Here is a 13,982-nt window from a genome sequence, read left to right on the forward strand (position 1 = left end):
CCGGCTCAGTGCCGGAAGGTGAACCAGTTGACGTTGACGAAGTCGGCGCCCTGGCCACTGCTGAAGGTCAGGTAGACGGTGTGCTTGCCGGTGGCCGCGGCGACGTTGCCCGGCACCGAGCGCCAGCTCTGCCAGCCGCCGGTGTTGGCGATCGCGAAGCCGCCGATCGGCGCGGCGGTCGGGCTGTCCAGCCGGACCTCGACCAGCCCGCTCACCCCGCCCGGCGCGCCGGAGGCCACCCGGGCCAGGAAGTCCTTCGGCGGGGTGCTGCCGAAGTCGACGTTGTCGTACCGGGCCCAGTCACCGTTGCGCAGCGAGCCGATGTCCTGACCGCCCTCGCTGCACGCCTCGACGACCACGCCACTCTGGGCGTCGAACGCCTCGGCCTGGATCGTCCCGTACGCGTCCACCGCGCCCGGCGCCGTGCTGGTCGGGGTCGGCGACGGGCTGGTGGTGCCACCCTTGGTGTAGACCGCCACGTAGTCGACCAGCATCGGCACGCCCGAGACGGTTGACGAGGTCGGCGTGGTGTAGCCGGCGACCCCGTTCGGGAACGAGCCGCCCATCGCCACGTTGAGCAGCAGGAAGTAGCCCGGGTGGTCGGTCATCTGGCCCCAGTACGGGTCGCCGACCTGGGTCTGGCTGACGGTGTGGAAGAGCTGGCCGTCGACATACCAGCGCAGCTGCTGCGGGCTGACCGAGGCGTCCCACTCGGTGCGGTAGGTGTGGAACGCCGACTGGCAGGTGCTGCCGGGGCAGGCCCGGGTGTTGCCGAGGCCGTTGAACTCGTTGCACGGGCCGCCCGGGGCGACCCCGCAGTGCAGCGTGCCCCAGACCTGGTTGAGCCCGTTGACGTTCTCCATCACGTCGATCTCGCCGATGCCCGGCCAGTTCTGGTAGTCGCCCCGGTAGGGCGAGCCGAGCGACCAGAAGGCCGGCCAGTAGCCGGCCGCCTGCGCGCCGGTGACGTTCGGCATCTGGATCCGCCCCTCGATCGCCAGGACTCCTCCGGCCGGCGGCTTGAAGTCGGCGCGGACGGTCTCGATCCGGGCCGAGGTCCAGCGGCCGGCGCGGTCCTTCAGCGGGGTGATCCGCAGGTTGCCGGCGCCGTCCTGGGCGAGGTTGGCGGTGTTCGAGGTGTAGGTCTGGATCTCACCGGTGCCCCAGTTGGCCGGGCCACCCGGATAGCTGGTGCCGGTGTCGATGATCCAGTTGGCGGACGAGGGCAGCGTGCCGGCCGCGCCGGCGAAGTCGTCGCTCCACACCAGACCCCAGCCGGCCGCCGGGGGCGGCACGGCGGCGTGGGCGGTCATCGAGACGGCGGCCAGCGTGGTGGTGGCGGCGAGCGCGGCAACGGCCAGCGCGAGCGGCCGGCGCGGGCGGCGGACGGTGGGCGGGGCGGCCGGAGCCGCCTGGGCAGGGTTCATCGGGGGTGCCTCTCTGCGGGGACGGGGGGCATGAGAGAGCGCTCTCTGACGCCGTTTTGTACGCCCCCCGCCCCGACCTTGTCAACGCATGCCGATGGCTGTCGGCCCCGGCCGGCGCAGCACGGCCTGCTCCAGCGCGGTCCAGGCGGTGGTGGTGACCAGGTAGAGCACCGCCGCCAGCGGCACCACGAACGCCACCAGCACCGTGGTGTACGGCAGCAGCGGCAGCAACCGGGCCAGCGTGGCCGCCCCCGGCCCCTCGGTCGGCGTACCGGCCACGGTGCCGGTGGCCGCCGCCGCGCGCCGGGCCCGGCGGGAAGACCAGAAGGCCAGCGCGAGCAGAGCGGCCAGCAACGCCCCGAACACCGTCACCACCGCGACGGAGAGCCCGTCGCCGAGGTGCCAGCCCAGGGGCACCCCGGCGAGCCTCTCGTTCAGCAACCCCGGGTGACCGTCGCCGGTGGCGAAGAGGCGGTACATGACCAGGAAGAACGGCGCCTGCAACAGCGCCGGTAGGCAGCCCGCGACCGGGCTGGCCCCGGCCCGCCGGTAGAGCGCGAACAGCTCGCTCTGCAGGCGGGCCGGGGCCTCCGCGTACCTCCGCCGGAGGTCGCCGACCTCGGGGGCGAGCGCCGCGCGGCGCCGCTCCCCGCGGACCTCGGCCAGGCTGAGCGGCGAGACGAGCAGCCGAACCCCGACGGTGAACAGGACGATGGCGGCGGCCGTGGCGGCCCCGCCCGCCAGCGGGGCGAGCGCGTCGGCGAGCCAGGTGACGACGGAGGCCGCGACGGACGCCGCGGTGTGCAGTGGTGCGAAGGCGAGCATGGGGAACCCCTCGGTCCGATCTCCGGATGCCCCGACGGGACGACGCGTCCCGGCGGGACGGATGACGACGGAACGGTCACGCGCCCTCCCCGCCCGTGCCGGACGGATCCGGGGGACGGAGCGCTACGCGACCGAGGGGCGCCGGCCGGGCGCGCGGGGACGCGGCCGGCCGGCGGCATCCGGGTCGGCCTGCCGGGGCACCCGACGGCCCCGGGCCCGGGCCCGCAGGGCGGTCGCGTGCCGCGTCGCGCCCGGCGCACCGGGCACGGCCCGGGATCGGAGCGCGAGCAGCGCGGCCAGCAGCAGCGCGGCCGCCACCGCCGCGCCGGCGAGGAGCGTCGCGGGCGTGTCCGCGAGCATGGTGAGCTGGGCGAGGGCGTACGCCCAGGCACCCGTCACCGCCACCAGCATCCCCGACACGCGCCCAGCCTAGAACCCGCTGTCACGCCCCGCCCAACGCTCGGCGGCGGGCCTCCTGCCCGGATCGCAACGCCGGTCCGCCCACCGGCCGGGACCCGCCGGGGCGCCGACCGGCGAGCCCCGGCGAGGCGGCCCGCTCAGGAGGTCTCGCGGACCAGGGGGAAGGGCAGCGTCTCGCGGATCGACCGGCCGGTCAGCAGCATCACCAGCCGGTCCACGCCGAGACCGAGGCCGCCGGTGGGCGGCATGGCGTACTCCAGCGCGGTGAGGAAGTCCTCGTCCAGCTCCATCGCCTCGGGGTCGCCGCCGGCCGCCTTCAGCGACTGCTCGGTGAGCCGGCGCCGCTGCTCGGTCGGGTCGACCAGCTCGGTGTACGCGGTGCCCAGCTCCATCCCGAAGGCGACCAGGTCCCACCGCTCGGCCAGCCGCGGGTCGTGCCGGTGCTGCCGGGTCAGCGGGGACACGTCGGTCGGGAAGTCCAGGTAGAACGTGGGCACCTCGGTCCGCGCCTCGACCAGCCGCTCGTAGAGCTCCAGCAGCAGCGCGCCGCGTTCCCAGCGCGGGTCGTACGGCACCTGCGCGGCGTCGCAGAGCTTGCGCAGGGCCGCCACGTGGGTGTCGGCGGTGACCTCCTCGCCCAACGCGGCCGAGATCGCCTCGTTGACCGTCCGCGCCGGCCACTCGCCACCGAGGTCGACCAGCTCGCCGCCGGGGCGGCGGGCCACCGGCGCGCCGTGCACCGCCACCGCCGCCGCCACGATCAGCTCCCGGGCCAGCGCCCGCATGTCCTGGTAGTCGGCGTACGCCTGGTACGCCTCCAGCACGGTGAACTCCGGGTTGTGGGTGGCGTCGACGCCCTCGTTGCGGAACGCCCGGCCCAGCTCGTACACCCGCTCGACGCCGCCCACGGCGAGCCGCTTGAGGTACAGCTCGGGCGCGATCCGCAGGCTCAGCCGCAGGTCGTACGCGTTGCTGTGGGTGACAAACGGGCGGGCGTTCGCCCCGCCGTGCACCCGCTGGAGGATCGGCGTCTCCACCTCCAGGAAGCCCCGCCCGACCAGCGAGGAGCGCAGGCTGTGCAGGGCCGCGCCGCGGGCCCGCAGCAGGTCCCGCGCGTCGGCGTTGATGACCAGGTCGAGATAGCGCTGCCGGACCCGGGCCTCCGGGTCGGCCAGCCCGTGGTGCTTGTCCGGCAGCGGGCGCAGGCACTTGGCGGTGAGCCGCCACTCGGCGACCCGCACCGACACCTCGCCGTGCCTCGTCGCGTACACCTCGCCGGTGGCACCGACGTGGTCGCCGATGTCCACGGCGGCCCGCCAGCGGTCCAGCCCGTGCTCCAGCATCAGCTGGAGGTCGCCGCTGCCGTCCCGGACGGTGGCGAACAGCACCCGCCCGTGGTCGCGGACCAGCATCACCCGGCCGGCCACCGCCACGGTCTCCCCGGTGCCGGTGTCCGGGGCCAGCCCGGCGTGCCGCTCCCGCACCTCCGCGCAGCTGCGGGTCCGCGGGTAGCCCACCGGGTACGGGTCGACCCCCGCGGCGCGCAGCCGGTCGAGCTTCGCCAGGCGTACCCGGGTCTGCTCCGGCCGGGGCGCCGGGGCCGGCTCCGCCGGGACGGCCCGGACCGTCGCGGCGGCCGGCGGCACGAAGCCGACGCCGCCCCCGGCCGGCGGCACTCCGTGCAGCGGCGTGGGCCGGCCGCCGGGCAGGGCGAGGAAGCCCTCGGCGGTCACCGCCGCGAGACCCACCCGGGCCAGCTCCCGTCGTTCCGCGAAGCAGAGGTAGCGCGGGGTCCAGTGCGGCTGGTACTTGGCGTTGGACAGGTAGAGCGACTCCAGTTGCCACCAACGGGAGAAGAAGAGCAGGGTGTGCCGCCAGAGCCGGATGACCGGGCCGGCGCCGATCCGGGCGCCCTGCTCGAACACCGACCGGAACGCCGCGAAGTTCAGCGACACCCGCTCGACGCCGAGCCGGGGACCCGCCGCCAGCAGCGCGGCCACCATGAACTCGGTGATCCCGTTCTCGGCGCTCCGGTCCCGGCGCATCAGGTCCAGCGAGACCCCGTGCGCCCCCCACGGGCTGAACGACAGCAGGCCGCGTACCCGGCCCCCGCCGTCCCGCGCCTCCACCAGCACGCAGTCACCGTCGGCCGGGTCGCCGAGCCGGCCCAACGCCATCGAGAAGCCGCGCTCGTGTTCGGTGTCCCGCCAGCCGGTGGCCAGCCCCGCCAGCCGGGCCAGCTCCTCGGGCGGGATCTCCGCGTGCCGGCGCACCCGGGCGGTGTAGCCGGCCCGCTCCACCCGGTGCACCGCCTGCCGGACCGGGCGCATGTCCCGGCCGTCCAGGTCGAACTCCCGGGTCAGCAGGATCGCCTCGTCGCCGAGCTGCAGCACCTTCAGGCCGTGCCGGTGGTACGCCCGCGCGCCGGCCTCGCTGGCGCCGAGCACCGCCGGCGTCCAGGCGTACTCGCGGGCCTGACCGAGCCACGCCTCGATCGCCGGCCCCCACGCCTCCGGGTCGCCGATCGGGTCGCCGCTGGCCAGGCTGACCCCGTTGACCACCCGGTAGGTCAGCGCCGCCTTGCCGCTGGGCGAGAAGGCGGCCGCCTTGTCCCGGCGGGTGGCGAAGTAGCCGAGCGAGTCGCGGTCGCCGTACCGGGCGAGCAGCTCACGAATCCGCTCCTCCTCCTCCGGGTGCAGCACCGCGTTCGCCCGCTGAGAGCGGAGCAGGGTGAACAGGCCGGCGACGAAGGCGAGCGCGCCGAGGCCGCCGAGCACCAGGTTGACCCAGCCGGGAGCGTGGCCCTTGCGGGTGAGGTCCAGCGTGATCGCCCCGCCGAACACCTTCTCGATCGCGTACCCCAGCCGGTCCGACCAGGTGTGCAGGGTGCCCGGCTCGGCGACGAGCAGCAGGTAGCCGAGCCCGACGGAGACCACCGCCAGACCGAGGAAGACGGCCAGGGCACGGAACGTGCTGCCGCTGCGGACCCGGGCGTAGAACTCGCGCCGGGCGGCGATCAGCAGGGTCAGCGCGGCGGCGGCGAAGGCGATGCCGACCCAGACCCCGACCGTCTCCAGGGTGTCGAACAGCCGCTCCCCGGCGTCGTCGGTCAGGTCGTTGCCGCCCACCGTCAGCAGCAGCACGCCGGCCAGCAGACCGACCAGCAGGGTGAGGCTGAAGTACGCGACGAGCACCCAGTAGGCGAGCCGCTTGCGGCGCAGCACCGCCGAGGCGAGGGTGCCGAGGAAGACCGCGTACGCCAGGTTGGCCGGCGCCGGCACCAGCAACGCGTCGATCGCCTTGCGGACCGGCTGGAACTCGAGCCGGGCGGCGCCGCTCACCGCGGCGAGCGCGCAGACCACCGCGACCACCCAGAGCAGGGTGGCGAACCCACGAGGCACCTGGCGTCGCCAACCCCCACCGGTGCGCCCGAGGTCACTCACCTTCCGTGACGCGGTGCTCGGGGTCAACGCGGCCTCCCTCGCTGCCGGTGACCGACGCGCCGGGCGTCGGGCCGGGCCCATCGTAGTCACGGGATCCCCGCGGAACCGGGGTCCTGCCCGGGAATCCGGGGCGGGAAACCCGGGCGCGGCGGTTCCCTCGTCCGGGTGGGACCCGCCGCGTCCGCGTTTCCCGCCTCCGACACGGTGGGTAACACGGCGTTCGACGGCGCGGCACGGCGCCGCGCGGCGGAAGCGGACGGTGATGGCGATGAGCGGGTCAGTGGCGGAGCGGGAACGGAGCGCCGCAGCGGGCGGCACCGATCTGCTCACGGTCGGCGTCGAGGAGGAGTTCCTGCTGGTCGACCCGCATACCGGGGCCGCCGTACCCGCCGTCGACCTGGTCATGGAGCAGGTGCCGGCCGAGCTGCGCGGCCAGGTGGAACGGGAGTTCCAGACCAGCCAGATCGAGATCGGCAGCCCGCCCGGGCTGGAGCTGACCTCGATCCGGCACTCGCTGGGAATGCTCCGCGCCGAGCTGTCCGACGCCGCCGAACGGGCCGGCGTACGGCTGCTGGCCATCGGCACCGGGCCGGTGGACGGGCCGGTGCCGCCGGTGGTGGACAAGCCCCGCTTCGACCAGATGATCGAGCGGTTCCGGCTCCTCGTGCCCGGACCCGGCAACAACGGCATGCACGTGCACGTCGGCATCCCCGACGAGGAGATCGGGGTGCAGGTGCTCAACCACGTCCGGCCCTGGCTGCCGATCCTGCACGCGGTGACCGCCAACTCCCCGTTCGCCAAGGGCGAGGACACCGGCTACGCGAGCTGGCGCTCGGTCGAGTGGGAACGCTGGCCGTCGGTGGCGCCCACCCCGTACCTGAACTCGCACGAGCACTACGAACGGCTGATCCGGCAGCTCATCGCCAGCGGCGTGATGCTCGACGAGGGGATGCTCTACTGGTACGCCCGGCTCTCCGCGAAGTACCCGACCGTGGAGATCCGGATCGGCGACGTCTGCCCGTCGGTGGACGACGCCGTGCTGGTCGCGGCCCTGGTCCGGGCGCTGGTGGCGACCGCGGTCACGGAGATCACCGAGGGTCGCCCGGCCGTCAACACCGATCACCACCTGCTCGTCGCCGCGCACTGGCGGGCCGCCCACGACGGGCTGGAGGGCGAGGGCGTCGACCTCACCGACGGCGAGCTGCGCCCGGCCTGGGAGCTGCTGGACCGGCTGGTCGACCGGGTCCGCCCCGAACTCACCCGGCACGGCGACCTCGACCAGGTCACCGACCTGCTGGGCGGGCTGCGCCGGCACGGCAGCGGCGCGGCGCGGCAGCGGGCGGTGTTCGCCCGGGCCGGCCGCCTGGTCGACGTGGTCCAGGACGTGGCCCGGCAGACCCGGGGCTGAGCGCGCCCGGGATCGATCCACCCGTGACAGGATGGGACTCGTGGCGGAGCGGCTGATCGTCGTCGGCGGGGACGCGGCCGGGATGGCGGCGGCGTCCCAGGCCCGACGCCGCCGGGGCCGCGCCGACCTGGAGATCGTCGCCTTCGAACGGGGACACTTCACCTCGTACTCGGCCTGCGGCATCCCGTACTGGGTCAGCGGCCTGGTGCCGGAGCGGGACCAGCTCATCGCGCGCGACCCGGCGACCTTCCGGGACAGGTTCGACATCGACGTCCGGCTGCGGCACGAGGTCGTCGCCGTCGACCTGGACCGCCGCGAGGTGGTCGCCCGGGATCTCGCCGGCGGCGGCGAGGTCCGTGAGGGCTTCGACAGTCTGGTGTACGCGACCGGCGCGGTTCCGGTACGACCCGACTGGGCACGCGGCGACGTGGCCGGGGTCTTCGGCATGCAGACCCTCGACGACGCCACGGCGCTGCTGGACTGGCTGGAGGGCGAGCCCCGGCCCCGGCACGCGGTGGTGGTCGGCGGCGGGTACATCGGCGTGGAGATGGCCGAGGCGCTGATCCAGCGCGGTCTCACCGTCGACCTGGTCGAGCAGGCCGCCCAGCCGATGTCCACCGTCGACCCGGACATGGCCGAGTTGGTGGCCGACGCGATGCGCGAAATCGGGATCGGCATCCGTACCGGCCGGACGGTCACCGGCCTGGCGGAGCGGGACGGCCAGATCGCCGCCGTGGTCACCGACGAGGGGCCGATCCCGGCCGACGTCGTGGTGCTGGGCCTCGGCGTACGCCCCAACACCGTGCTCGCCGAGGCGGCCGGACTGCCGCTCGGCCCGACCGGCGGGATCCGCTGCGACCGGCGGATGCGGGTGCCCGGGGCGCCCGGCGTGTGGGCGGCCGGCGACTGCGTGGAGACGCTGCACCGGGTCAGCGGCATGCCGGTGCACGTCCCACTCGGCACCCACGCCAACAAGCAGGGCCGGGTGGCCGGCATCAACATCGGCGGCGGGTACGCCACCTTCCCCGGCGTGATCGGCACCGCGGTGACCAAGGTCTGCGACCTGGAGGTGGGGCGCACCGGGCTGCGGGAGCGGGACGCCACCGCGGCCGGCTTCGAGTTCGTCGCGGTGCTCGCCGAGTCGACCAACCGGGCCGGCTACTACCCGGGCGCGCGGCCGATGACCGTCAAGCTGATCGCCGAACGGCCCAGCGGCCGGCTGCTCGGGGCGCAGATCGTCGGCTGGTCGGAGGCGGCCAAGCGGATCGACACGCTCGCCGTGGCGCTGTGGAGCGGCATGACGGTGGACGAGATGACGGCACTGGACCTCGGCTACGCCCCGCCGTACGCCCCGGTCTGGGATCCGGTGCTGATCGCCGCCCGCAAGGCCGTCGACGCCCTCGCCGCCGCCGACCGCAGGTAGCGCCTCGTCGACTTCCGGGTGCCCCTGCTGTCCCCGGTGCGGCAACGATCGCGCCCGGGATTCTTTGTCGGGGGGCGCGGTTAGCGTGTGCGCGCTGTCGCGTTGCCGGGTCCGGCACTTCCCCTCGGAGGCATCCCCATGTCGCAGGAGACGACCTACCTCGAACTGTCCGAAGTGGACGGTGGAGCCCACAAGTTCTACGAGGTGGTGGTGGACGACACCGCGATGACCGTGCGATACGGGCGGATCGGCGACCAGGGCCAGGTGAAGACCACCAGCTTCGCCGACAACGCCCGGGCCCGGGCCGCCGCCGCGAAGAAGATCGGCGAGAAGGTCCGCAAGGGGTACGCCCCGGCGGTGCGCGGCGTGCGTCAGAAGCGGGCGGTGTCCCGCCGGCAGATCGTCAGCACCCGCTCCACCGCCCGTACCGCGCCGGTGCTCTGGCGGTACCACTCGGGCGCGCCCGCGTTCGGCATCTTCATCGACGGGCGGACCTGCATGGTCGGCAACGAGCACGGGGTGATCACCACGCTGGACCACGACGCCCGGGCGCTCAACCAGATCCGCCTCCCGGACGGCGTGAAGTGCATCGTCGCCGACGACGCCTGGATCTACGCCGGCTGCGACGACGGCAACGTCTACGACCTGTCCGGCAAGGTGCCGCGGGTGGCGTACGCGATCGCCCCCGACATCGACATCTACTGGCTGGACATCCACGACGGCGTGCTCGGCGTCTCCGACCGAGAGGGTGGCATCGCCGCGATCGACCACGAGGACGAGTTCCTCTGGCGCCGGCCGGGGCGGGGCCGGTCCGCCTGGATGGTGCGCTGCGACACCGACGCGCTCTACCACGGCCACTCGCAGGGGGTCACCGGCTACGACTGGCGCACCGGCCGGGAACTGTGGCACACCCGGACCGGGGCGGTGCTCTTCGGCTGGCAGGAGCGGAACACCGTGTTCGCCGGCACCGGCACCCGCGAGGTGGTACGCCTGCGTAAGGACGGCCGGGCCGAGCGGACGTACCGCTGCGACGCCGCGGTCTTCTCCTGCGCCACCGCCGAGGGTGGCCGGTACGTCTTCGCCGGCGACAGCGCGTCCTCGATCTACTGCTTCGACGAGGCCGGCAACCGGTTGTGGAAGCTCGGCACCGGCTGCGGCTCGGCGTACTCGATGCAGTACCACGAGGAGCGGCTCTACGTGGTCACCACCAGCGGCCATCTGGCCTGCATCGACGCCAGCGAGCCGGCGATCCGGGCGGCCCAGTCCGGTGACGTGCCCGAGGTGGTGGACGTCAAGGCGCCGGCCCGGCTGCCCGAGACGGCCGCCTGGACCTCGGTCGAGGTGACCACCGACGACCGGGCCGGTGTGGTGGTGCAGTGCGTCGAGCAGGGCGGCCGGCTACGCATCCACGTCCTCTCCGACGGCTACCACCGGGACTGGTCGGTGCAGTTCCCCAAGGGCATCCGGGAGCCGGGCGCGCGCTACCTGGTCACCGAAGTCCGCGAGTCCGGCCGCGGCGGTTTCTACCGGGCGTACGGCGACATCCACCGGCTGCGCTGAGGACTCCGGTCCGGGGGCGGTGCGGGCCCCCGGACCGGTTACCGACACGGTTCGCCGTCCCGCACGGCACCGCGCCGGAAATTGTTGTACGCGCCCGGGGCACTGGCCCGAGGATGGCCGGATGGAGATGCCCGAGAGCCTGCGCTGGACCGAGCGGACGCCGGCCGGCCGGGCGTGGCGGGCGGTGCTGCCGCACCGGCTGGCGGAGTGCGTCGAGCGGTGGGACCTCCGGGCGGTGGGACGCCCGTTCGGGTACGCGTTCGCCTCACTTGCCGTGCCGGCCGAGCTGCCGGACGGCACACCGGTGGTGCTGAAGCTGCAGTACCCGGACGACGACAGCCGGCACGAGGCGGCGGCGCTGGCGCACTGGGCCGGCCGGGGCGCGGTCAGGCTGCTGGCTCACGACGCGGAGCGGCGGGCGCTGCTGGTCGAGCGCTGCCGGCCCGGCACCCCGCTCTACGACCTGCCGCCCGACGCGGCGCTGGACGCGGCGGTCGAACTGCTCCCCCGGCTCGGCGTGCCGGCCGGCCCGCCGTTCACCCCGCTCGCGGAGGAGGCGGCCGGGTGGGCGGAGCGGATGCCGGTCGACTGGGAGCAGGCCAACCGGCCGTACGAGCGGCGACTGCTGGACGCCGCGCTCGGGCTGCTCGCCGACCTGGCGCCGAGCCAGGGCGAGCAGGTGCTGGTCAACCAGGACCTGCACGCCGGCAACGTGCTCTTGTCGACCCGGGAGCCGTGGCTGGTCATCGACCCGAAGCCGCTGGTCGGCGAGCGGGATTTCGGGCCGGTGCCGCTCGTGCGCGGGATGGAGCTGGGGCACTCGCCCGCCGCGGTCCGGCACCGGCTGGACCGGCTCAGCGCCGAGCTGGGCCTGGACCGGGAGCGGGTCCGCGGCTGGACGATCGTGCACTGCACGGCGTGGAGCCTCGGCGCGGGGCGGGTGTTCCCCAACCAGGTGGAGGTGGTCCGCTGGCTGCTCGGCGCGGATTGACCGGTCCCCGGCGAGGGCCGGGGACCGGTGCCGGGTCGTTCAGGCCGGATACGGGACGGCGTCCCGTGCCGCCCGCAGGGCCGCGGCCCACCAGGCGAGCTGATCCAGCAGGGCCTTGGCGTACCCGGGCACCTCGGGGTCCAGCGGCCGGCCGTCCTCCCAGCCGGTGAAGTAGTTCGGGAAGGCAAGGCTCTCGCGGATGGTCACCGCGTGCAGCTCGGTCAGGACGTTCTCCAGGTGGAGGATGGCATGGCGACCGCCGGCGGCGCCGCCGTAGCTGACGAAGGCGACCGGCTTGGCCGTCCACTGGGTGAAGTGCCAGTCGATGGCGGCCTTCAGCGAGGCGGGGTAGCTGTGGTTGTACTCCGGTGTGACCAGGATGACGGCGTCCGCGTCGGTGAGCCGGGAGGTCAGCGACGCCATCCCGGCCGGGCGCGGGTAGGCGTCCCCGGCGAACCTCGGCGAGAGCGCCGGCAGCGACAGCGGGATCTCGACGTCGGCGAGATCGACGACCTCGACGTCGAACCCGCCGTGCTCCCGCGCCCGCTCGGCGACCCAGGCGGCGACGACCGGCCCGAACCGGCCCTCGCGGACGCTTCCGACGACAACGACCAACTTGTGCTTCTCGTTCATGCGCTCCACGGTCCGTCGCCGCGTCGGCGGCAACCAGACCGGGCGGAGGCTGGCCCTCGCAGGGTCACGCTACGAAATTCAGGGCTGCCGGCAGCCGCCCTAGACTCGGAGTCATGGGTACGCCTTTGGGCGACTTCGTCCGCGCCAAGCGCGACAGCATCCAGCCGGAGTCCTTCGGCCTGCCCGACCGTGGCCGGCGCCGCTCACCCGGTCTGCGCCGCTCGGACGTGGCCACCCGCGCCGGGATCAGTGTCGAATACCTCACCCGGATCGAGCAGGGACGCGACCGCAACCCGTCGCCCGGGGTGGTGAAGGCTCTCGCCGATGCCCTGAGCCTGGACGCCAGGGAGCGCAACCACCTGCGCTACCTCGTGAAGATCACCGGCGGGGAATGCCCCGGGCGCCGGCGGCCGGCGCCGCCGAACCGCGCGGTCCGGCCCACGGTGCGGGCGACCCTCCGACTTCTCGAGCCCGCGGCCGCGTTCGTCACCAACCGGCTCGGCGACGTGCTCGCGTACACGAGCGGGTTCGAGCTGATCGTGCGTGGGATCGGGCTGCTCGACACCGAGCGGCCGAACCTGACCCGCTACGTGTTCACGGATCCGCGCGCCCGCACCTTCCTCCCGGACTGGGACCGGGTGGCCGACGAACAGGCCTTCGACCTCTGGCTCGGGCCGTCCGCGGAGACCTCCGAGTGGTTCAAGGCCGAGCTCGCCCCGGTCGCCGGGCCGGAGTTCACCCGGCGGCTGAACCACCATCTGCCGCCGCCGCAGGTCCCGCTCCGGATCGACCATCCCACCGCGCAGCAGCTGCGCTGGAACCGGGAGAAGCTGGAGCTGCCGAGCACCGACGCGCAGCAGCTGGTCGTCCTGCTACCCGCCGACGAGACGACGGCGGACGCCGTCGAGCGGCTCCGGCGCCGGCCGCGCGGCCACCTCCGCCCGGCGAGCTGAGGCGCGCCCGGCACCGGCGGGCGTCAGCCGGCCTGGCAGGTGGCGCACCAGTAGAGGTTGCGCCCGGCCAGCTCGCCCCGGCTGATCCCGGTGCCACAGACGTGACAGGCCGCGCCGGGGCGGCGGTAGACGTAGACCTCGCCGCCGTGCCGGTCGACCCGGGGCGCCCGGCCCATCGCCTCCGGCAGGTGGATCTCCAGCACGGTGTCGATCCGGCCGCGCTCGACCGCCAGGGTCATCAACGTGACGAGGTCGGCCCACAGTCCCCGCCAGCCCGTCGGGGTCAGCTCGCGTCCGGGCCGGGTGGGCGGCAGTCCGGCCCGGAACAGCGCCTCGGTCACGAAGATCAGCCCGGTGCCGGCCACCACCGACTGGTCCAGCAGCAGCGCGGCCAGCGGGGTGGCGCTGCGCCGGATCCGGGCGTACGCGCGGTCCGGGTCGGCGTCGGCGCGCAGCGGGTCCGGGCCGAGCCGGTCGCGCAGCGCGGCCACCTCGGGCGGGGTGAGCAGTTCGCAGGCGGTGGGGCCGCGCAGGTCCAGCCAGTGCCGATCACTGGTGAGCCGCAGCCGGATCTGGCCGACCGGGGCCGGCGGCTCACCCGGGCCGTCGCTGACCTTGCCGTAGAGCCCGAGGTGCACGTGCAGGGTCAACTCGCCGGCGTAGTGGTGCAGCAGGTGCTTCCCGTACGCCTCGGTGCCGTCCAGGACGGTGCCGCTGAGCCGGGCCGCGCCCTCGGCGAAGCGGCCCTGCGGGCTGGCGGCGTGCACCTTGTCGCCGGCGAAGATTTCGGCGTGCCGGGCCGCCAGGCGGTGGATGGTGTGTCCCTCTGGCACGTCGGCAAAGGTAGCCCGGCGGCCGGCGTGACACCGCTCGGGACGGTCCGGACCCGTAGACGGGTG

Annotated in this window: 11 protein-coding genes; 5 read left to right on the top strand and 6 right to left on the bottom strand. The window is 74.5% G+C overall.

Translation table 11 applies throughout. The annotated features are described in order from the left end of the window. Positions 1 to 5: 5 nt before the first annotated feature. From ACL02O_RS20100 to lysX, 4 genes are all read right to left on the bottom strand, one after another. Positions 6 to 1,427 (bottom strand): carbohydrate-binding protein, encoded by a 1,422-nt coding sequence (locus ACL02O_RS20100; protein WP_412819649.1) that lies wholly within the window; start codon positions 1,425 to 1,427, stop codon positions 6 to 8. 81 nt (positions 1,428 to 1,508) lie between these two features. Next, positions 1,509 to 2,252: a YidC/Oxa1 family membrane protein insertase gene (locus tag ACL02O_RS20105; protein ID WP_412819650.1), complete on the bottom strand. Its 744-nt coding sequence runs from the start codon at positions 2,250 to 2,252 to the stop codon at positions 1,509 to 1,511. Between the two features lie 123 nt (positions 2,253 to 2,375). After that, complete coding sequence (locus ACL02O_RS20110; RefSeq protein ID WP_412819682.1) at positions 2,376 to 2,663, bottom strand: DUF6412 domain-containing protein; 288 nt, start codon at positions 2,661 to 2,663, stop codon at positions 2,376 to 2,378. Between the two features lie 146 nt (positions 2,664 to 2,809). Next, the gene (lysX, locus tag ACL02O_RS20115) at positions 2,810 to 6,073 is read right to left on the bottom strand and encodes a bifunctional lysylphosphatidylglycerol synthetase/lysine--tRNA ligase LysX (protein WP_412819651.1); all 3,264 of its coding nucleotides are present in this window, start codon (positions 6,071 to 6,073) and stop codon (positions 2,810 to 2,812) included. A 301-nt stretch (positions 6,074 to 6,374) separates the two neighbouring features. Here lysX and ACL02O_RS20120 point away from each other — a divergent pair, with 301 nt between their 5' ends. The 4 genes from ACL02O_RS20120 (at position 6,375) to ACL02O_RS20135 (ending at position 11,497) form a co-directional block, all read left to right on the top strand. Continuing rightward, positions 6,375 to 7,523, top strand: a complete 1,149-nt coding sequence (locus ACL02O_RS20120) for a carboxylate-amine ligase (protein ID WP_412819652.1) — start codon at positions 6,375 to 6,377, stop codon at positions 7,521 to 7,523. A 40-nt stretch (positions 7,524 to 7,563) separates the two neighbouring features. Next, complete coding sequence (locus ACL02O_RS20125) at positions 7,564 to 8,946, top strand: FAD-dependent oxidoreductase (RefSeq protein WP_412819653.1); 1,383 nt, start codon at positions 7,564 to 7,566, stop codon at positions 8,944 to 8,946. A 138-nt stretch (positions 8,947 to 9,084) separates the two neighbouring features. Then, on the top strand, positions 9,085 to 10,506 hold the full coding sequence (locus ACL02O_RS20130; protein ID WP_412819654.1) for a WGR domain-containing protein: 1,422 nt from the start codon (positions 9,085 to 9,087) through the stop codon (positions 10,504 to 10,506). Between the two features lie 121 nt (positions 10,507 to 10,627). After that, on the top strand, positions 10,628 to 11,497 hold the full coding sequence (locus ACL02O_RS20135; protein ID WP_412819655.1) for an aminoglycoside phosphotransferase family protein: 870 nt from the start codon (positions 10,628 to 10,630) through the stop codon (positions 11,495 to 11,497). A gap of 39 nt (positions 11,498 to 11,536) precedes the next feature. On the opposite strand, the gene ACL02O_RS20140 is transcribed toward ACL02O_RS20135, so the two are convergent. Continuing rightward, positions 11,537 to 12,130 carry an NADPH-dependent FMN reductase gene (locus tag ACL02O_RS20140; protein ID WP_412819656.1) on the bottom strand — a complete coding sequence of 198 codons (594 nt, stop codon included), beginning with the start codon at positions 12,128 to 12,130 and terminating at the stop codon, positions 11,537 to 11,539. A 113-nt stretch (positions 12,131 to 12,243) separates the two neighbouring features. Between ACL02O_RS20140 and ACL02O_RS20145 the strand changes: the two genes are divergently transcribed. After that, positions 12,244 to 13,083 carry a helix-turn-helix domain-containing protein gene (locus ACL02O_RS20145; protein WP_412819657.1) on the top strand — a complete coding sequence of 280 codons (840 nt, stop codon included), beginning with the start codon at positions 12,244 to 12,246 and terminating at the stop codon, positions 13,081 to 13,083. 23 nt (positions 13,084 to 13,106) lie between these two features. On the opposite strand, the gene ACL02O_RS20150 is transcribed toward ACL02O_RS20145, so the two are convergent. After that, a complete protein-coding gene (locus tag ACL02O_RS20150) occupies positions 13,107 to 13,916 on the bottom strand; it encodes an Fpg/Nei family DNA glycosylase (protein WP_412819658.1) in 810 nt (269 codons plus the stop codon). Between the last annotated feature and the right edge of the window lie 66 nt (positions 13,917 to 13,982).

The sequence above is a fragment of the Micromonospora mangrovicola genome (assembly GCF_047200535.1).
Classification (GTDB): domain Bacteria; phylum Actinomycetota; class Actinomycetes; order Mycobacteriales; family Micromonosporaceae; genus Micromonospora.

Coding starts and splice junctions, on each gene's coding strand:
- ACL02O_RS20140 (WP_412819656.1), bottom strand. CDS start 12,130: ATGAACGAGAAGCACAAGTTGGTCGTTGTCGTCGGAAGCGTCCGCGAG.
- ACL02O_RS20135 (WP_412819655.1), top strand. CDS start 10,628: ATGGAGATGCCCGAGAGCCTGCGCTGGACCGAGCGGACGCCGGCCGGC.
- ACL02O_RS20105 (WP_412819650.1), bottom strand. CDS start 2,252: ATGCTCGCCTTCGCACCACTGCACACCGCGGCGTCCGTCGCGGCCTCC.
- ACL02O_RS20100 (WP_412819649.1), bottom strand. CDS start 1,427: ATGAACCCTGCCCAGGCGGCTCCGGCCGCCCCGCCCACCGTCCGCCGC.
- ACL02O_RS20110 (WP_412819682.1), bottom strand. CDS start 2,663: ATGCTGGTGGCGGTGACGGGTGCCTGGGCGTACGCCCTCGCCCAGCTC.
- ACL02O_RS20130 (WP_412819654.1), top strand. CDS start 9,085: ATGTCGCAGGAGACGACCTACCTCGAACTGTCCGAAGTGGACGGTGGA.
- ACL02O_RS20145 (WP_412819657.1), top strand. CDS start 12,244: ATGGGTACGCCTTTGGGCGACTTCGTCCGCGCCAAGCGCGACAGCATC.